The organism is Azospirillum aestuarii (assembly GCF_016632405.1).
Taxonomy (GTDB): Bacteria; Pseudomonadota; Alphaproteobacteria; order Azospirillales; family Azospirillaceae; genus Azospirillum; species Azospirillum aestuarii.
In genome coordinates this window covers 75,906-95,308 of sequence record NZ_JAEPIV010000022.1, presented here as the reverse complement: position 1 = coordinate 95,308, position 19,403 = coordinate 75,906, and the positions used below count along the sequence as shown (strand labels likewise).

Annotated in this window: 15 protein-coding genes; 4 read left to right on the top strand and 11 right to left on the bottom strand. The window is 70.7% G+C overall.

Annotated elements, in window-relative coordinates; translation table 11 throughout:
- Positions 1-7,605, top strand: a 7,605-nt coding sequence (locus tag JJL56_RS25875; protein ID WP_200486833.1) for an Ig-like domain-containing protein, incomplete at its 5' end; no start/stop codon positions are given.
- Between the two features lie 69 nt (positions 7,606-7,674).
- Positions 7,675-8,508: a RibD family protein gene (locus tag JJL56_RS25870; RefSeq protein WP_145627767.1), complete on the top strand. Its 834-nt coding sequence runs from the start codon at positions 7,675-7,677 to the stop codon at positions 8,506-8,508.
- A 144-nt stretch (positions 8,509-8,652) separates the two neighbouring features.
- On the opposite strand, the gene pqqA is transcribed toward JJL56_RS25870, so the two are convergent.
- On the bottom strand, positions 8,653-8,733 hold the full coding sequence (gene pqqA / locus JJL56_RS25865) for a pyrroloquinoline quinone precursor peptide PqqA (protein WP_014242213.1): 81 nt from the start codon (positions 8,731-8,733) through the stop codon (positions 8,653-8,655).
- Positions 8,734-9,047: 314 nt separating this feature from the next.
- Between pqqA and JJL56_RS25860 the strand changes: the two genes are divergently transcribed.
- Positions 9,048-9,362, top strand: a complete 315-nt coding sequence (locus JJL56_RS25860) for a hypothetical protein (protein ID WP_145627768.1) — start codon at positions 9,048-9,050, stop codon at positions 9,360-9,362.
- Between the two features lie 27 nt (positions 9,363-9,389).
- Here JJL56_RS25860 and JJL56_RS25855 read toward each other — a convergent pair whose 3' ends face one another.
- Genes JJL56_RS25855 through JJL56_RS25840 form a run of 4 tightly spaced genes read right to left on the bottom strand, consistent with a single transcriptional unit; the run spans position 9,390 to position 13,103 of the window.
- Positions 9,390-10,205 carry a quinoprotein dehydrogenase-associated SoxYZ-like carrier gene (locus tag JJL56_RS25855; RefSeq protein WP_145627769.1) on the bottom strand — a complete coding sequence of 272 codons (816 nt, stop codon included), beginning with the start codon at positions 10,203-10,205 and terminating at the stop codon, positions 9,390-9,392.
- A 4-nt stretch (positions 10,206-10,209) separates the two neighbouring features.
- On the bottom strand, positions 10,210-11,166 hold the full coding sequence (locus JJL56_RS25850) for a quinoprotein relay system zinc metallohydrolase 2 (RefSeq protein ID WP_247891254.1): 957 nt from the start codon (positions 11,164-11,166) through the stop codon (positions 10,210-10,212).
- Positions 11,167-11,186: 20 nt separating this feature from the next.
- Positions 11,187-12,284, bottom strand: coding sequence for a hydantoinase/oxoprolinase family protein (locus JJL56_RS25845; RefSeq protein WP_200486831.1), 1,098 nt, complete (start codon positions 12,282-12,284; stop codon positions 11,187-11,189).
- Positions 12,285-12,287: 3 nt separating this feature from the next.
- Positions 12,288-13,103: an ATP-grasp domain-containing protein gene (locus tag JJL56_RS25840; RefSeq protein WP_425599147.1), complete on the bottom strand. Its 816-nt coding sequence runs from the start codon at positions 13,101-13,103 to the stop codon at positions 12,288-12,290.
- Positions 13,104-13,284: 181 nt separating this feature from the next.
- Here JJL56_RS25840 and JJL56_RS25835 point away from each other — a divergent pair, with 181 nt between their 5' ends.
- Positions 13,285-14,028 carry a HisA/HisF-related TIM barrel protein gene (locus tag JJL56_RS25835; protein ID WP_247891253.1) on the top strand — a complete coding sequence of 248 codons (744 nt, stop codon included), beginning with the start codon at positions 13,285-13,287 and terminating at the stop codon, positions 14,026-14,028.
- Positions 14,029-14,033: 5 nt separating this feature from the next.
- On the opposite strand, the gene fae is transcribed toward JJL56_RS25835, so the two are convergent.
- The 6 genes from fae to JJL56_RS25805 are packed head-to-tail and all read right to left on the bottom strand — an operon-like array spanning position 14,034 to position 19,393.
- Positions 14,034-14,561, bottom strand: a complete 528-nt coding sequence (gene fae, locus JJL56_RS25830) for a formaldehyde-activating enzyme (protein WP_162471583.1) — start codon at positions 14,559-14,561, stop codon at positions 14,034-14,036.
- 11 nt (positions 14,562-14,572) lie between these two features.
- On the bottom strand, positions 14,573-15,502 hold the full coding sequence (locus tag JJL56_RS25825) for a triphosphoribosyl-dephospho-CoA synthase (protein WP_145627775.1): 930 nt from the start codon (positions 15,500-15,502) through the stop codon (positions 14,573-14,575).
- An 11-nt stretch (positions 15,503-15,513) separates the two neighbouring features.
- Positions 15,514-16,401 (bottom strand): RimK family alpha-L-glutamate ligase, encoded by an 888-nt coding sequence (locus JJL56_RS25820; protein WP_200486829.1) that lies wholly within the window; start codon positions 16,399-16,401, stop codon positions 15,514-15,516.
- Positions 16,391-17,380, bottom strand: coding sequence for a methenyltetrahydromethanopterin cyclohydrolase (mch, locus tag JJL56_RS25815; RefSeq protein ID WP_200486828.1), 990 nt, complete (start codon positions 17,378-17,380; stop codon positions 16,391-16,393). Before mch ends, JJL56_RS25820 begins: the two co-directional genes overlap by 11 nt.
- Positions 17,380-18,531, bottom strand: coding sequence for an ATP-grasp domain-containing protein (locus JJL56_RS25810; RefSeq protein ID WP_211111974.1), 1,152 nt, complete (start codon positions 18,529-18,531; stop codon positions 17,380-17,382). Before JJL56_RS25810 ends, mch begins: the two co-directional genes overlap by 1 nt.
- Positions 18,497-19,393, bottom strand: coding sequence for an NAD(P)-dependent methylenetetrahydromethanopterin dehydrogenase (locus JJL56_RS25805; RefSeq protein ID WP_200486827.1), 897 nt, complete (start codon positions 19,391-19,393; stop codon positions 18,497-18,499). Before JJL56_RS25805 ends, JJL56_RS25810 begins: the two co-directional genes overlap by 35 nt.
- Positions 19,394-19,403: the final 10 nt, after the last annotated feature.

Sequence of the window (19,403 nt, the reverse complement as noted above, 5' to 3'; positions counted from 1 at the left end):
TCGGCGGCCGGCGCGTGGAGCATTACGGCGGCTTCGCTGAGCGACGGTGCGCACACGCTGACGGCCACGGTGACCGATGCGGCGGGCAACAGCTCGTCCACCTCCACCGCGCTGACCGTCACCATCGACACCAGCGCTTCGTCGCCGACCAGCCTTGCTTTGGCGGCGGCGTCGAACAGTGGCTCGACCTCCGACACGCTGACCAACGTGGCGGCGCCGGTGATTACCGGCAGTGTGGCCGAGGCGGGTGTGGTCGTGCTGTACGAGGGCGCGACCGCCCTGGGCACGGTGACCGCTTCGGCGGCGGGCGCGTGGAGCATCACGGCGGCTTCGCTGAGCGACGGCGCACACACGCTGACGGCCACGGTGACCGATGCGGCGGGCAACAGCTCGACGGCCTCGTCTGCCCTGACCGTCACGATCGATACCGGAGCACCTTCCGTCGCCATCGCGCTGAGCAGGTCGACCATCGGCGTGGGGGAGACGGCAACCGTCACCTTTACGTTCAGCGAGGCACCGGTCGGCTTCTCCCTTTCGGCCGTGGCCGCACAGAACGGAACGCTGTCGAATCTGTCGGTCCTGCCCGGAAGCGATGGGCTGGTCTATACGGCCACCCTGACCCCAAGCGTGGAAACGGTCGCTTCCGACAGCCGGGTCACCGTGGCAACGGGGTGGAGTGACACCGCCGGAAACAGTCCGACAGGCACCGTGAGCTCGGTCAGCTATGCCATCGACACTCGGAGTCCGTCCGGAAACAGCACCCCCGTGATCGGCGGCGCGGTGGCCGGACAGGCGACCGACGACACCGCCAGCCGTTACGCCTTCGCCACCATGACCGTTTCCGACAACGAGGCCAGCCAAGCCCAGACGGTCGTGGTGACGATCCGCAATTCGGGCGGCACGGTCGGCGATGCCACCGGCGTCTTCACCGCCGCCAGTCTCATCGCCAGCGGCTTTTCCAAGTCGGCCGCCGGTACCTACACCCTGACCGCCAGCTCGGCGGCGGCGGCCCAGGCCGCCCTGCGGCTGCTCGACTTCCAGCCGGTGGCCAACCGGGCCGCTCCGGGCACCCAGGAGACCACGGCCTTCACCGTGACGGTCACCGACGGGGATGGCGCATCGGTGACGAACACCACGACCAGTGTCGATGTCCTGTCGGTCAACGACGCCCCGGTGCTGGCCCAGGCGCTCGGCACCCGCAATGTGGACCAGGGCCAGGCATTTTCCTACACGGTGCCGGTGGGGACCTTCGCCGACGCCGACGCCGGTGATACCCTCGCCCTGAGCGCGACCAGCGGCGACGGCTCCGCGCTGCCCGCCTGGCTCAGCTTCGATGCGGCCACCGGGCGCCTGTCCGGCACGCCGGGCAACGCCGACGTCGGCACCCGGACGGTGCGCGTCACCGCAACCGATTCCTCCGGCGCGACGGTTTCCGATCTGCTGACCATCCAGGTCGTCAACGTCAACGACGTGCCGCTCGCAGCGGCCGACGCCGGCGGCACCGACCGGCTCACCCCGGTCACCGTGGCGGCGTCGAGCGGCGTGCTCGCCAACGACACGGACCCCGACATCGGCGACCATTTGGCCGTCAGCGCGGTGAATGGCGACGCCGCCAACGTCGGCCGGGCGATTACGCTGTCCGGCGGCGGCCGGCTGACGCTGAACGCCGACGGCGGATACAGCTTCGACCCGACGGGCGGCTACGGCACGCTGCTGTTCGGCCAGACCCGGCAGGAGACGGTCAGCTACACCGTCACCGACCAGGCCGGCGCGACCGCCACCGCGACGCTGACCATCACCGTGCGGGGCGTCAACACCGCCCCGGCGGTGCAGGAGGCCAAGCACGTCGCCATCGACCAGAACTCCAGCCGCGTCGGCCTGTCGATCGACAAGCCGCTCGATCCGGAAGGCGACCCGCTGACCATCACGGTCACCGGCCTGCCGACGGTCGGGACGCTCCAGCGCTACGACGGCACGGCGCTCGCCGTCGGCGACACGCTGTCGCCGGACCAGCTCGCCGCGGTGATCTACACGCCGCCCTTCGGCGCCACCGGGGCTGCCGGGTCCTTCAGCTACGCTGTGTCCGACGGGACCAATCTGGTCGGCCGGGCGGTTACGATCAGCCTGACACCGGTGCAATGGTTGAGCCTCACCCCGTCCAGCCTGTCGATTGCGGAGGGCAACAGCGGCTCCACCAGCCTGACCTACACGATCACCCGGCGCGGCGACAGCTCCGGCGCCACCACGGTTAAGTGGCAGGTCGACACGACCGGTCTGAGCGGCAGCCTTGCCGACGCGGCCGACTTCGGCGGCACGCTGCCCAGTGGCACCGTCACCTTTGCCGCCGGCGAGACCAGCAAGACCATCACCGTTCCGATCAGCGGCGACCGGCAGGTCGAAGGCAATGAGCAATTCCGGGTCCTGCTCTTCTCCCCCTCGACCACGGTCACCGACGCCAAGATCACGGTGGAGAACGCGACGGCGACCGGCACCATCCTCAACGACGACCGTGCCGCATCGATCACCGCGGTGACCGTCCCGGCCGCCGGCCGCTATCTGGCGGCGCGCGGCGACACGCTGGACTTCACCGTCGCCTTCAGCGACGCGGTCAGCGTCTCCGGCACCGGCGCGCCGCGGCTGGCACTGACCATCGGGACCCAGACCCGCTACGCCACCTTCCTGCGCGTGGATGCCGGCAAGCTGGTGTTCCGCTACGCCGTCGGCGCGGACGATCTGGACAGCGACGGCATCGTGGTCGCCGGGACCATCGACCTGAACGGCGCGCAGATCCGCGACAGCGCCGGCAACGCCGTCACCAGCCTCGGTTTTGGAAGCGCAGCGCCGGTCACCAGCCATGTGCTGGTCAATGTCCGCGGCGGTCACGCCATCGACGGCTACATCGCCGGCGCCACGGTGTTCGCCGACGCCAACGCCAACGGCCAACTCGACGCCGGAGAGGCGTTCGGGACCACCAACGCGGTGGGAAGCTGGTCGATTCCGGGCGGTGCCGGCCCCATCGTCATGATCGGCGGCACCGACATCTCGACCAACCTTCCCTTCACCGGCGTCTACGAGGCTCCAAGCTCGGCGTCCGTCATCACGCCGCTGACCACCATCATCATGGGCATGGCGGGGCTCGCCGGAACGGACAGCGAGATCGCCGCGGCGGCGACCGAGCTGAAGAGCAAGCTCGGCCTCGACGCCGGGCTCGACCTGCTCACCTACGACCCCATCGTCGCGGTGACCACGACCGGGGCGGACGCTGCGGCCATCGTGACCGCGCTGAAGACCCAAGCCGCCGCGGCCAGCGTCGCCAACGTGATCGTCCAGGGCAGCGCCGTGCTCGCCGGGGTGGTGATCGGCGCGCCGCGGGCCAGCGGCGTGATCGGGCGGGCGCTGGTGGGCGCCATCGCCGACGCGATCAAGGCCGTCCCGGCCGGCGGCACGATCGACCTCGCCGATCCGGCGGTCCTGGCCGCCATCCTGGCCGCCGCCGGGGCGCGGATCGGGGCCGTGGACAGCGTGAGGCTGGCCGCGGTGACGGGCGGTGCCGCCAACGTCATCGCCGCGTCGAACGGCGCGGTGATCACCGCCGGCACGACCAACAGCGGTGGTGTCGACGGGCTGACCCAGATGGCCCAGGCCCAGGTGGTGGCGCAGGGCACGGCGGCGGACGAGCTGCGCAGCGGCACTGCCGCGGGGGACGTGTCGGGCGCCGTCACCGCCTTCACCGGCACCAACCTCCAGCAGCAGATCAGCGCGGCCCAGGTGGCCGTGGTCGTGCCGTCGCGCCTCGCCATCGCGGCGACCGACGCCGACAAGCGCGAGGGAAACAGCGCCACCACCGCCTTCACCTTCACCGTCACCCGCGCCGGCAACACGGGCGGCGCGCTGACGGTGGCTTGGGCAGTCGCGGCCGGCAACGGAGCGGCAGGCGCCACGCTCGACGCCGCCGATTTCGGCGGGACCCTGCCGTCGGGCACCGTCTCCTTCGCCGACGGCGAAACGACGAAGACCATCACCATCCTGGTGTCGGGCGACACCGACATCGAGCCGGACGAGACCTTCACCGTCACCCTGTCCAACCCGTCCGTCACGGCGACGGCGATCGAAACGGCGTCGGCGTCGGGGACCATCCGCAACGAGGACCCGGTCGATCCGGTGCTGACCCTGCCCGGCGCTCAGACGGTGGTGGCGGGAACGGCCGCGGCCATCGCCGGCCTGTCGGTGATGGACGGCGACAGCGCCATGGTGACGGTGACCCTGACGCCCGGCAACGGCAGCCTCGGCCTCGCCGGCCCCGCCGCGGTCAGCACGGCCGGCGACGGCGCCGTGACGGTCAGCGGCAGCGTGGCCGACGTCAACACGACGCTCGCCTCGCTGGTCTTCACCGGGACCGGCGGACAGACGGCGGGCAGCATCGCGGTGACGGTGGCCGACGGCGACCCTTCGACGCCGGACGCCTCGGGGACGCTCGCCATCGCCATTCAGTCGCCGCCGGCCAACGTGCTGCCGAGCAGCCCGACCCTGGTCGCCGGCCGCTCGACCGAGGTGCTGGGGCTGGAGATCACGGATGTCGACGGCGGCACGATGACCGTCGTGCTGACACCGACCAACGGTACCCTCACCCTGCCGCTCTACGGCTCAGCCACGACGAGCGACCTCGGCAACGGCAAGATCCAGCTCACCGGCTCGCTGGAGGACGTGAACCGCACGCTGCAGCAGCTCGAGTTCACCGCGTCGCGCAACGTCACCAGCGCGTCGATCCGCTTCGAGTCCTCCGACGACCAGCCCCTGACCCCCGATGCCGACAGCCTGCTGGTCATCGGCGTGCTGTCCTCGCCGGAGCACAGCGCCCCCGCCACCCTGTCGGTGGTTTCCGGCGTGGCGACGGCGGTGACCGGCCTGTCGGTCAGCGATTACGACAGCCCGACTCTGCAGGTCACGCTGACCCCGACCAACGGCGCGCTGGCTCTGACGGCGCAGGGCGGGGTGACCCTGACCCAGCCGTCCGCGGGCGTCTGGCGCCTGATCGGCACCCAGGCCGACATCACGGCCACACTGGCCAGCTTGACCTTCACCGGAACGGCGGGCCAGACCGCCGGAACGATTGGGGTGACGACCAGCGACCTCGGCACGCTGACGACCGACGCCGAGGCGACCATCGCGGTGACCATTGTCGATCCGGCGACCCTGGTCGCCCCGACGCTCACCCTGCCGCAGCCCATCACCCTCGACCAGGGCCTTGCCACGGCGCTGACGGGCATCCAGATCGCCGATCCGGACAGCCAGGCGGTCACGGTGACCCTGACCCCGTCCCAGGCGACCCTGGGCGCCACGGCGGCTGGGCAGGCGACCGTGGCGACGGCGGGCGACGGGACGCTGACGATCAGCGGGTCGGTCGCCGACGTGAACGCGACGCTCGCCGCCCTGCGGATCACCGGCGGCACCGCCGCCACGGCGACGGTCGCGGTGACGGTGAGCGACGGCGTCACCACGCCGGCCACCGGCACGCTGACCCTGCCGATGGTCGACGTTACCCCGCCCGGCAGCCCGGCGATCACCACGGTGAGCACCGACTCCGCCGGCACGCTGCCGGTGACGGTCGCCAACACCAACCGCAACCGGCTGTTCGTGCGCGGCACGGCGGAAGCCGACAGCCGGGTCGTCCTGTCCGACGGCGGGACGGAGGTGGCGACGGTCACCGCCGATGCGCAAGGTGCCTGGGTCGCCGATCTCAGCGCGACGCCGCTCTCGGACGGCACCCACGCCTTCACCGCGCGGGCGACCGACGCGGCGGGCAACGCCGGTCCGGCGTCCGGCGCCCTGTCGGTGCTCATCGACACCATCGCCCCGACGACGCCGTCGGTGGCCTTCAACGATGCGTCCATCGACCATGCCAAGCAGAGCAGCGTCGGATTCGTCCTCTCCGGCGGGGAGAACGGGACGACCTACCGCTGGACGCTGTCCTCCTCGGGCGGTGGCGGTCCGCTGACGGGAACGGGAACGCTGACCGGGTCGAGCGGCACGGTCGGCGGCATCGACGTGTCCGGCCTGTTCGACGGCACGCTGTCCCTGTCGGTCACGCTGATCGACGCGGCGGGCAACGTTTCGGCGGCCGGAACGGCGACCGCGGCGAAGGCGGCAGGGGCGGTGGTGGACGGCACCGAGGTCCAGACGCTCTCGTCGCAGGCCAACGGACGGGCCGTCAGCACCGTGGTGGTCCAGGCACCTGCCAATGGCCGCTCGGAGGACCCCGCCAGCCCGAACGCCGGGCTGGCCGACGTGCCGCTGGTCCGGGAGACGGTGACCGATCCCTCCACCGGGCAGCCGACGGTGGCGACCACGCTGCAGGTCGGCCTGCCGACAGGAGTCGGCGTGACGGCGAGCGGCCCGGCGGCCCGCGAGGGGGCGACCCTGGCGCAGGCCGACCTGATCCAGGCGATCGACGCGCGCACAACGGCAGGGTCGGTGTCGCGGTCCGACCTGTCCAGCGGCGGCGCCCGCTTCCTGACCACGCTGGCGCAGCAGGCGTCCCTACTGCTGCGCACGCTCGCCTTCACCGCGCCCGCCATGCCGGGGGCGGCGGTCCGGATCACCGGCGCCACGCCGGGGGGCACCATGCCGACCGCACTGGTCATCGACACGACCGGGGCCGCGGGATCGCTGACCATCCAGCTCGACACCGTGTCGTTCGCCGCCGTCATCGGTTCGGCGACGTTGACCGGCGGCGAGGGCAACCAAATGGTGTATGGCGACGCCGGCAGCCAATCGATCACCCTCGGCCCCGGCGATGATCTCCTGTCGGGCGGCGGCGGCAACGACACGGTGGCCAGCACGCTCGGCAACGACACGCTGTATGGCGACGACGGCGACGACCTGATGCACGGCGGCGATGGCGACGACCTGATGGATGGCGGCGCCGACAACGACACGATGGGTGGTGGGGCCGGCAACGACACGATGGGTGGCGGTGCCGGCAACGACATCCTGATCGGTGAAGGCGGCGCCGACGCTCTGTTCGGCGGCACCGGCAACGACACCCTCTTCGGCGGCGCCGGCGACGACACGCTGTTCGGGGAGGATGGCGATGACATCCTGTCGTTGGGGACGGGCAACGACCTGACCGATGGCGGGGCGGGCAACGACACGCTGTACGGCGAGGATGGCAACGACACGCTGTTCGGCGGGGCCGGTGACGACATCCTGTCGCTGGGGACGGGCAACGACTTGGCCGATGGCGGGGCGGGCAACGACACGCTGTTCGGCGAGGATGGCAACGACACGTTGTTCGGCGGAGCCGGCGACGATGTGTTGGTCGGTGGGGCGGGGGATGACCTTCTGTTCCTCGACCAGGGGACCGACACGGTGTGGGGTGGGGCCGGAGCGGACGTCTTCGCCCTCGGTGGAGCGTCCGGTGGATCGATGGTCATGGATTTCACCGCGGGCACCGATCGGCTGGCGCTCTTCGACTCCTCGCTCGATCTCAAAAGCGTGATCGCGTCGGCGAGGGTCGTGAACGGCAACACCGTCCTCGATCTGCGGCCGGGGGTGAGCGTCACCATCGTCGGACAGACCGGCGACGCCGCCCGCTGGTTCACCTGACGGGGAGGGCGTCCGCGCCCCCCTCCTTCCGCGCTGTTGGCCGCAGAAACGACGGTGCTATCGTCGGGCATGGCTGCGCGTGTGCTGAGGCTTTTTCCGGGACCGCCCGAAGAGGTGGCGCTGGCCGGGCTTTATGTGGCCGATGCGCTCCACACCCTGGGCAGTGCATCGGCGCCGTTTGTCTATGCGAGCTTCGTCGGCAGCCTCGACGGGCGCATCGCGCTGGAGGACGGCGAAGTGAGCCGCCTGCCGGTCGAGATCACCAGCGAGAACGACTTCCGCCTGTTCCTCGAACTTCAGGCCCAGGCGGATTGCCTCGTCACCCACGGCGGCTATCTGCGCGACCTCGCGGCGGGTCGGCTGGACGACGTGCTGCAGATCGGCACGCGCGCCATGGACCGCGACCTCGCGCGGTGGAGGCAGGAGAACGGCTTGTCCGCCCAGCCCGCCGTCGTGATCGCCAGCGCCAGCCTCGATTTTCCGATTCCGGAGTCGGTCATCCGGGAAAAGCAGCGCGTTCTGATCGCGACCGGTCGGCAGGCCCCCCTTGATCGGGTCGATGCGCTGCGCGCGCGAGGCTTCCCGGTGATCCTGGCTGGAGACGGTGCATCGGTGGAGGGGGCGCCTCTGGTCCGGGAACTCGGCAACCTCGGCTTCCGCAGCGTGTATCTGCTGACCGGTCCCCGCATGCTGTCCACCATGCTGCGGGACGGGATGCTGTCGCGACTCTATCTCACCATCGCGCACCGCGTGGTGGGAGGGGGGAGCTTTCACACCATGGCGACGGGGCCGCGGTTGGAGGGCGCCGGCCGTCTGCGTCTGTCCTCTCTGTATTACGACGCCACGGCGCCGGATGGCGCGGGTCAATGGTTCGCCCGTTTCGAACCGCTGCGCCCGGCGTGAGTCCGGTGCCCGAACTCAAGCCGGTCCTTGATGGGCGGCCTTGTTGAAACAAGCGAGCGGGCAGCGGAGACGTGTCTCGCCGCTGCCCGCAGGAAAGTCGGTGGTGGGCACGATCAGGCACACGGCTTCGCCGTCACCACGCCATCAGAGTTGGGCGCAGGCGTAGGCGTTGATTTCGGTGCCGACGGCGATCACGCGGATTTTCGGTTTGCGCCAAGTCTTCATGATGCGCTCCCTCGGTTCCTGGATGGATGGAAAGGACCATCTGCGGTTTCGGTCCTCTTCAGGAAGCCTACCGGTCCAATCCTGGTACGGCCATCCTACGAATGGATAGTGGCACGGAAAATACGTATGGATTTCCTATGGTCAATGAATGCCGAATTTATTCAGCTCTGATTGTGATCGGCCGGTCATTCCCGCGGCGATCTCCGAATGCGTGCTTGAGACCGAATGCTTGATCGCCCCACCATGAGGATGCGCTTCTTCGGACAGACCAGCATGGACCCGACCCGATGACGAGGAATGGTGTTCCGGTTGCGTTGATCGCATTCTTGATCGGCTGCGGCACGGCGCAGGCCGAGGACGGCTATCCCACCTACGCCCGCGTCGATTACGTTCTCGGCTGCATGCTGTCCAACGGTCAGGGGCCGGACGTCGTGCGCAAATGCTCCTGCAGCATCGACGAGATTGCCGCCCATTTCCCCTACGACAGCTACGTGGCGATGGAGACCGCGCGGGGCATGCAGGAGGCGCCCGGCGAGCGCGCCGCGCTCATGCGCGACGTCGGGTGGATCAAGGATCTGCTGAACGAATTCCGGCAAGCCCAGGTCGCCGCCGACCTGAAATGCTTCTAACCGGCCCGGCGGCGGCGCAGGCGACCTTTACGAACCGGAATTGGCGCGGATCGGCCAGCTCTCCTGGAAAACCCGCCCGTTCGAATCCTCGGCGGTGACGTCCAGCGTTCCCTGCTCCTCCGGCACCAGGGAGAAATGGATGCTGGGGTCTTCGCTCAACGAGATGTCCGATTGCATGTCGAGCACTGGCGTCCCGTTGTAACGGATGGAAACGGTCTTCACGTAGTGAGCCGGGATGAAGTAATAGTTGAGCTGATCGTACTGCATGCCGGTGTAGTTGGGGTGGCTGATCAGCAGCTGCGCGGTCAACGGCTTTCCGGCGACGATGCTGTCGGGCAGGTTCAGCTTCATCTTGCCCATGCGGGCGACGGCGAGCTGGGCGTTCTTCAGGGCCGGGGCGGAGCATCCTCCGGACGCCTTGACGAACTGCGTGGTGCGGAGCAGCCGCCCGTCGCCGGTTTCCGCCACGGCGGTGATGTTGGTGTAGGCGTTGACCCGCAGACGGGTATCGATCGCCTGCGGGCTGTCGCCGTGCGGGAAGCGGAAGGTCGCGGCCATTGGCACCGGATTTTCATCGACGATGAGATGGACCGCGGTCACCTCGACGCCGTTGCCCGGCGCGGTCACGATCCGGATGGGCACGACCGCCGCGTCGTTGGCCCGCTTCGGCGCCTCCAGGCTGAGGAGCGGCCCGGCATCCTCGACCGCGCGACCCGAGAAATACATGTCGCGCAGCATGTCCCAGCGCTCTTCCTGCGGCGAGGCCGCCAGAGCGCTCGCGCTGCCCAGGCACAGCCAAGCAACTCCCGACAGCGTGAAAATGGTTCGGTGCGGTGTGGTCATGGCGTCATTCCCATTCCAGTTCGGCGAAGGCCGCCGTCACGTTGCGCGGGTTGTAGGACTCGAACAGGCGCCAGCGCGGCGCCTCCTCGGCGGCGACCGTTTCGACCGCCTGCTGAATGGTGCCGTGGGCGGCCTGGACCTTGCGAACACCCTCGACGATCCGGCTCAGGTAGCGGCGCAGGTCCCCGGCCGCATCCGGCCAGGGGGCCGAGGGAGGGCCGTGTCCGGGAACCACGCGCGCCGCCGGTTCCGCGGCCAGGGCGTCGAGAACGCGGAGCCAGCCGAGGACGGAACCGTCGATGGCCGGCGCCCGCTCCATGAACAACAGGTCCCCGGCCCACAGCGTCGCGGTTCGCCGATCGAGCACCGTCAGGTCGTTGTCCGTGTGGCCCACCGGCCACGCAACGAGGTCGAGCACGCGCCCTCCCAGATCCAGTTCCAACCGCTCGGCGACCACGAGGGTCGGCGGGATGAGCCGCACCTCCGCGGCGGCGGCGGGACTGGTCTCGGCCTCGAACGCCTGCCGGTAATGGTCCATGCGCGCCGTCAGGGCCGCCTGGAAGTTGCCGTGCGCCACGAATTCGGGCCGGTCGGGCAGGAAGGCGGTGTTTCCCAGCACATGGTCCGGGTGCATGTGGGTGTTGACGACGTAGCGGATGGGCCGGTCGGTGTGGGCGCGGATCGCGTCGCGCAAACGATGTCCAACAACCGGCGAGCCGCCGCTGTCGATCACGGCGACGGCGTCGTCCCCGACGATGAAGCCGCAGTTGGCGATGTCCCCGGCGTTGGCCGCGTCGGTTTCCTCGTGGCGACCGGCGTGCACGAACACGCCGGGTGCGACCTCGAACACGGGCAGGGGATCGGCCGGCGCCGGGGTTGCCCAGAGCAGGCAGACGAGCAGCCAGACGCCGGCCGGCGCCTTGCGCGCGGACGACCCGAGGAACGTGGCCGCAGCAGCCATCGTCCGGTCCTGCATTGTGTTCAATCGCGCAAGTATGGGACCCCGTCTGCGGGGGCGGCAACCGGGCAAAGGTGTTTGTGCGGCGCACCGTCGAAGGCCAGCCAGCCGACGCTGACGGCGGGAGCGAACCATCCCGTGCGTTCCCGCAAGGCCGGCGCCACCGGCAGATGCGCTTCGAAGTCCCGGTACGCCGATCCCCGGCGTTCGGCGAGGCGACGCACCAGGAACCGGCCGACCCCGGCGCCGACGAGCGGCGGGGCGTCCGCCGTCAAGCTCCGCGACAGCACTTGGTCGAGCGCGTCCTCGATCCGACGGAGCTGGCGTTCCGCGAGATGGCCGGCGAGGCGGCGGGCCTTCGGTAGGCCGTCCGGCTCCAGGTCGTCGCCGACCATCCGCAGCAGGCGCCGTGCGCTGGCCGTGATTCCGTGATCGCGCCCGTCCGCTGTCGGGTGCTGGTCGGCTCCGTCCGGCAGCGCCCCGGTCAGGCGATGAGCGTCGGCCATGGTCGCGAACAGCTCCGCCATCAGCGCGCGCCAGCGCCCGCCGTAGGGGGCAGCGCTGGCCACCGCCATGACCGGCGTGCGCACGACGCCCGTGTAGACCAGTTCGCCGCTGTCCAGCCGCTCGGCGTCGGAATAGCCGGCGTGGAGCGGGCCGCCGCCGACGAGCGGGACGATGTCGGTGGTGGTGCTTCCGACATCCAGCAGGACGCCGTCGCCGCCCGCCGCGGCCACCAAGGCGGTGGCGTACCAGTTGGCGGAGGCCACCGCCTCCACGCAGTCCGGAACGGTATCGACCGGCACCAGCCCACGGGGGCCGGCGAAGATGCTGAGGGTCGCGGCGGGCAGGGCGGAGCGCATCGTGGCGGCGATGCGGCGCACGCCGTCCGCGCGGTCGTCGAACAGGTCCGCCAACTCTCCGGTCATGGTCGCCGCGACCTGTTGCGGCTGGCCCCAGCGGGCGGTCACCGCCGCGACGGCCTGCTCCAGCCGGTCGAGACCCTGCCAGAGCGGGCAGGGCCACTGGTCGAGGTCGCGGAGCGTTCCCGCCCCATCGAACAAGGCGGCCTTCAGGTGCGCCCCACCGATGTCCAGCCCGATCAATGCGCCGCCGTCCATGGCTCACCCCTCCAGCGTCAGAAGGACCGGTTCGATGCGCGTCACCGGTTGCGGCGGGACCGGCGGGTCACGCGACAGGTCCAGCACCGCGGCGGCGACGTTCAACCCCGTCGCGCGCCGCAACCCCACATTGGAGGTGGTGAGGCGCGGGTTGACCTCGATGATCGTCGGCCCGTCGGGACCGACGATGACATCGACGCCGACGCACCCGAACAGGTCGGGCAGCGCCGCCGCGACGCCCTGCGCGAGATCGGAGAGGGCGGGGGACAGCGCCATCCCGCCGACGATCCCCCCGCCGTAGGAGAAGCGGCCAGCAGACAGGGTGACGGTCTGGCGGTTGGCGGTCAGCGGCCAGGCCCGCCCGTCGCGGCAGAGCATCGACAGGCTGGCCGGCGTGCCCGGCTGGAAGGGCTGCACCACGAAGCCGCTCCGGTCCGTCTCTCCCAGCCAGCCCCGCCAGTCGGCATGCTCGCGGATCAGCCGGGTGTCGATGCATCCGGCCCCGTCGTCGGGCTTGACGACCCACGGACCGTTCCCCGGCGGCCCGTCCGCAGCGACGGCGCCGATCCGCCAGACCGGGACGACGGGCAGTCCGGCCGCCGACAGAACGGCTGCCGTCGCCGCCTTGCTCGACGCGACGGCCACCGCGTCGGCGCGGCTGTTGAGCAGGCGGCGCCCAGTGGCTTCAACCATACGGCTGAAGCGTTCCAATGCGCCGTCGGTTTCCGGGGCAATCGGCCAGACGCCGTCCGCCTGCCGGGCGAGGTCCTCCCAAAGCGACCAGGACTCGCGCGGGTCCGTGATGGTTATGCTGCGCACGGGGAACGCGAGCGGCGGAAGGCGGGCGTCGCGCGTGACCGTCACCGCCACCCCCGGCATCTCCAGCAGGTCGGCCAGCAGGGCGTGGAGCATCAGGTCGCCCTCACGGGCGAGGCTGGCGGGGATGGGGGCGTCCGGCGGCATACCGCCGCCGGTCACGAACTCACAAACCAGGATGCGCATGCCGTCCACCATCATGCAGCCGAGGGAGTGGGAAATGTTCCACGTCGTTCCGGTGATCGACCTCAGGGATGGCGGTGTGGTGCACGCCCGCCGCGGCGACCGGGGCCGCTACCCGCCGTTGCGCTCGTCGCTGTGCGCCGGCAACGACCCGGTGGCGGTGGTCGGCGGCCTGCTCCGCCTGCATCCGTTCCGGGTGGTCTATGCCGCCGACCTCGACGCCATCCAAGGCACCGGCGACAACCGGCCGGCGCTGGCGCGGCTGAAAGAGGCCTATCCGGATGTTGGATTCTGGGTCGATGCCGGGTTCCGCACCGCCGACGCGGTGCGCGGCTTCGTCGCGTCGGGGCTCGGCGACGCGGTGCTCGGCAGCGAGAGCCTGGACGGGCTGGCTCCGCTGGCCGCGCTGAAGGCCGACCCGGCTTGGGAGCGGGTGATCCTCTCGCTCGATTTCCGCGACCGCTTCGTCGGACCGACCGGCCTGCCGGACCGCCCCGACCTGTGGCCGCAGCGGATCATCGCCATGACCCTCGCCCGCGTCGGGTCGGGTGAGGGGCCGGACTGGAACCGCCTCGCCGAGATCAACGAAACCAAGCCGCAGGCAAGCCTGTTCGCCGCCGGCGGGGTGCGCGACGGCAACGACCTTCGAGACCTCGCGGCGCGTGGCAGCGCCGGCGCCCTGGTGGCGACGGCGCTGCACGACGGCCGCATCGGCGGTGCGGAACTGGATGCCCTGTCCCGATAAGCCAGTCACGCGGCGAAGGGGTGCTTCACCTTGTCCTTCTGGCTCATCAGGTCCTGCGCGCTCGGGAAGCTGGCGACCGCGCGCTCGATGGCTTCCTTGGTGGCGCGGTAGTTGTAGTCCTGGATCTTGGCGTTGTCCTTGGCCTCCCAGTGGATGAAGACGCCGACGCAGATGAAGATGTTGTCGATCTCGTCCTGCGGGATGGTGCCTTCCGACACGCAGTCGGCCACAGCCTTGGCGACGGCGTGCTGGGCGGGGCCGAACATCTGCACCGCCTGTTCCGCGCCCTTGATGGTGACCTTGTTGAACAGGATGGTCGCCGGCTTGCACATCAGGTTGGGTGCGACGACGGCGAGCAGGGCGGTGAAGCCGTCCTTGTTGTTGGTCAGCGCGTTGCAGAAGGCCGTTTCCACGGCGCTGCCGCGCGGTCCCATGATCAGGTCGATGTGGGCGACCTCGTTCCCATCACCGACCAGCGATTCACCGACGAGCACGCGGTTGATCTTGGTGGACTGTCCTCCCCACATCGGCATGTCCTTTCTCCCTAGTGTTGCCGGCGCCCTTCGCGGAGCGCGTCTTTTCGAAGAGCATCCGTTATGACGGGCGGCTGCGGGGATTGCATGAGCCAGAACGCAAGAAGGCAACCCACGACAATATCCGCGGTCGTTCCCGGGTTGACGCCATTGTATTTGAGGTCCCGGTCCAGTTCCGCCAAGCGCGATCGCGTTAGCGTGAATGCACGATCCGCGGCCGCGTTTTCCCTCAATTCCGAAGCCCGCGTGCGTAACCATTCAGAACGCTCCCGCCCGTATTTTCGGATGACATGGCTGTCGGGCAGGGTGGCGAGGAATTCGACATAAATCATTTCCGTTGCCCGCTCGAAATCCGGCCCGGCGTCCAGCCATCGCCGCAGGCTCGGCACGCCGGTGTCGAAGATGTCCGCGAAGCCCGTCGCGTATTGCCGGGCGATGCTATCGCGGTCCTGCGCTTCCCGCATGGCGTCGAGCAAAGTCACCCGCGCCGGGGCGTGCACGTCCGCCCCCTCCACGCGGCCCAGCCCGGCGGGCTCCGCCAGCGCGATCGCCTGAAAAGCCAGCTCCGCGTCCGCCACCGTCAGGCTGGCGAGGACATGGCGCAACCGGTCGCGCAAAGAGCCTTCGCCGGGCATCAGCGCAGCCTGGGCCAGCGGTGCGGCCAGCAGCAGGATGCCGAGGTTGGTGTTGCAGCCGACGGCTTCCCGCGTGGCGAGGACGGCTGCGTGCAGCCGCTCCCCGACGTCCAGCCCCGGCCGCGCGAGGATGGGCGCGGTCGCGTCGGCGCTGGCGAGGAACTGGGCGACGGTCATGCCGTGTCCCTCGGCATGGATGTGGACGTTGCCGGGCTTCAGCGCGCGCAGTTCCAGGTGGCAGGCGGCGCGGTAGGCACCGGCCACGCCGGAGGCCGGATCGGGGGGGATCGGCGCCCAGTCGATCATGCGCCCACCGATCATGCGCCGACCCGCTCCACGAAGTCGGCGGCCAGGGCGTCGGCGATGTCCACCGCGCTGACCCGCTGCAAGCCCTGCCAAGCCGGCATGCTGTTGATCTCCAGCACCAGCCAGGCCCCCGCGCGGTCCTGGATCAGGTCGACGCCGGCGTAGCTTGCGCCAACCGCCGCCGCGGCGCGGACGGCGAGCGCGGCGGCCTCGTCGTCGGCGGGAGCGGCCTCGCACGCCGCGCCCTGATGGACGTTGGTGATCCAACTCCGCCCGTACCGGGTCATCACGGCGACGGCCCGCCCGCCCACCACGAAGACTCGGCGGTCCTGCCACGCGCCTTCGGTGCGTGGCGGGATGAAGGGCTGCAGGTAGTAGACGCCGCCGACCGCATCGGCGTCGGGCAGAGCCTGCGGTCCGTCCAAGCGTTGCAGTCCGCGCCCCTGTGCGCCGAACAGCGGTTTCAGCACGTGATCGGGCGTATGGTCCAGGATGTGCCGGGCCGGTTCGGGCTCCTGCACGGCGAGGGCAGGCGGGGTGGGCAGGCCGGCGCGGGCGAGAAGGAAGCTGGTCATGCTCTTGTCCACGCAGCGCTCGATGGCCCGCGCGTCGTTGCAGACCGGCACCCCGAGGTCGCGCAGCGCGTGGAGCACGCCCAGGCGCAGCGTCACCTGCTCGAAGCTGCCCTGGCCCACCGCGCGGACGAAGACACCCGCCGGCAGCGTGTCCTCGAAGCCGGGGATCAGCAGCCCGGTCGCCGTGTGGCCGACGGCGATCCCGCAGCGCCGTGGCGAGACGCAGCGGCAGGGCAGGCCGCGCGCCTCGATGGCCCGGACCAGCCGCGGCGTGTGCCAGTCGGGCCGTTCGGTGAGGATCAGGGCGGCGCGCTCACCGGACATCGCGGAACGAGCGCTCCACGAGGTCCGGCGCAAGGGTCCCGCCGTGGAAACTGCGCCCGCTGTCGATCGCGGTGACCGTCACGTGCGCCGGGCTGAACAGCATGGAATCAATGGCGTAGAAGTCTCCCTTCGCCGCTGCGAAGATCTCCGCGAAGGGGCGCCCGTGGTCCCGCGAGGTGGAGGAGGGCAGGCGGCGCGCCAGATCCTCGGCCGCGTCGTCCGGGCCGGTGACGTGCAGATGGACCGTGCCGCCGTAGAGGATCGCGTCGTTGGTGCGGCCCATGGCGGTGAGGAAGCCGCCGCCCGGCGGGGGAAGCGGCGCCATGCCGATGCCGTCGACAACGCGGTCGAGCGGAAAGCCGAGGGCGTGCAGCTTGTGCAGGGCGACCTCCAGCACGCGGGCGACCACCTGGGTGGTTCCGGCGAGGCTCTGCGTCGGGGTGAGGACCAGGGTCAGCTGGTCCACGGCGATGCCGCAGGTCGTTGCGATGTGGGCGACCAGTTCGGCGGGCGGCAGGGCCGTCGCCTCCATGACGAAGGCCGCCGCGTCGGCGGTGTCGCGGTAGTCCAGCTCGTCGAACAGCGCCTCCTGCCGGGCCAGGGCGCGGCCGGGGCCGGAGCCCAGCGCGAAGAAGGCGCCCTTGCCGCTGCCATGGCTGAGGCTCCAGCCGGCATACTGGCTGCCGAGGCATGCCAACACCGGCTGTGCGCTGTGGACAGTGACGCCGAACGGCCAGGGCGGCGGGCCGGGCATTGGGCTAAATGCCACCCGGCCAAGACCGCCCATGCACAGTTCAGCGACGCGCCGTCCGGCTTCCAGCCCGCCGGGATGGCCGATCCCGGCATCGACGACGCAGGCCCCGCCGACCCTCTCGATGCCGAGACGGAGCACCGGGGCATCGGCCACCAGCCGTTCGACCAGCGGCGCCGACAACGCGGCGAGGCTTGGGCGTGGATCGGACGGCGTTTCCGTGGTCATCACTGCATCTCCATCGCGGCGAGGGCCGCCAGTTCGCGTTGCCGCCGCTCGGCATGACGCCGCGCCGCGCCGGCGCTGGGCCCGTTGCCGAACACCGTGCAGACCGGCTCGCCGCGCCCGATGGTGACCGGCGCCGCCGGCTGGTCCGCGGTCCAGGCCGGCCAACGCCTCCCGGTCTCGATCCGGGTGGGAGCGTCGGCGTAGAACACCGCCGCCGCCCGGCATCCCGACAACACCGGTAGACGGTCGGGCAGGCGCCCGGCGCAGGCGTCCAGATGGAGACCGAGCAGCGGTGGCATCGGCGGGCGATCGAAGATGTCCAGCGTCGCGCCCGGCCGCGGGTTGATCTCCAACAGATGAAGATCCGACCCGGTCACCAGAAAATCGGCGCTGTTCAGCCCGACCAGTTCAAACGCCGCCGCAAGACGGCCGATCATGGCGGGCAAGGTCCGGGTCCAACGCTCCGGACAGCGCCATGGCCCGGCGGCGCCGCCATAGCGGTAGGGGCTTGCCGGGGTTGGCGCGGCCCACTGCCGGCTCAGCCCGACGATGACCGCGCGGTCGCCGTCCGCGAGAAAGAGGACCGACACGGCGTGACCGGTGACGCGGCGCTGAAGATACCAGCCCGGCTTGGCCAGGGCCATCGATGCGGGAATGATGTGCGCGCCGCCGCTGCCGCCGATCCGCTTCAGCAGATGGGCGTCGGGTGAACCATTCACGGTCAGCGCGACCGGAGGATGGGGAATGCCGAGCCGGGCCAGGGTGGCGGCGAAGCGGAATGGGTCCTTGACGCGCGCCACCACATCGGGCCGGTTGCCCATCAGGGGCCGGTCCTCAGCGAAGTGGGCCAGCAGCGCCGGGTCGTCTTCGAAGCCGGCGCCGTAGACCAGCGAAAGGCCGCGCAGGTCCGTCCGTGCCAGGGCGTTCCGAAGGGGGCCGGATTCCAGGCGCAGGGCTTCGCAGGGCAGCCGCAGGCAGGGCTTGGCAAGCCGTCTGGTGTCGAGATCGGCGAACAGATCGACGGCCGCCGGAGAACGGCCCGCGCGGCGGGCGGCGGCGGCCAGCGCCCGCGCCGACAGGGCCGCCACGACGATGTCCGGCCCTTCCGCCACCGTTTCAGCCGGCGATCTGGCGGGCGGCGTCGTAGGCATCGCAGAAATCCAGATACACCGCCGTCTTCGCGGCGGCGAGGCGCGTCAGCAGGGCGTGCTGCACCCGGAACTTGACGGCACCGACCGCCAGAGCGCCGACGCCGACGCCGCGCCCGCCGGGAAGCGGTGTGCCGTTGTCCTTCGGGCCGACCCCTTCGATCCCGGACGGCGGCACCGCGTTGATGTCCGCGGCGACCAGCAGGCGGCCCGCCGCGGCGAGGTTGCGCGCCGACAGGATCTGCACGCCGGCCCGTCCGCAGCCGAACACCACCTCGGCATCGCCGAGCAGCGTCTCCCGCGCCGCGTCGTCGGGCGCGTCGGCGCAGGCGAGTTCCACCCCGAAGCGCCGGCGGAACTCGGCGGCCTTGGGCTCCACGCCCGACAGGCCGCGGTGGCTGACCAGGGTGACACGCGCGCCGGCGAGCGCCGCGATCACGGCGGCGATTCCGCCGACCACGCCGGTTGCGCCGAACACCTTGAGGGTCAGCCCCTTGATCCCGTCCGGGTGGCTGCGGCGCAGGGCGCGCTCGACGACGGCGACCATGGCGCCGGCCGTTGTGAAGGCGCCCGACGGATCGACCATGACCGAGATGGTGAAGGGCGCGAACATGGCCTTGCGCGCGGCGTCCATCATGTCGAGCGCCAGCACGGCGTCGCGCCCGCCGATGAACAGCCCGGTGCGCGCCGCGTTCGCCGGGTCGCGGGAGAACATCGCGTCCTGTGTGATGCCGGTGACCTCCTCCAGCGCAACGCCGGTGTAGGGGAACAGCGGCCCCATGCCGGCGTCCGCCGCCATGTTGACGTCGAAGGCGCTGACGTGCTTCAGCGGCGTCAGCATGTGCAGAACATAGGGTGCGGCCATCGCGCGCCTC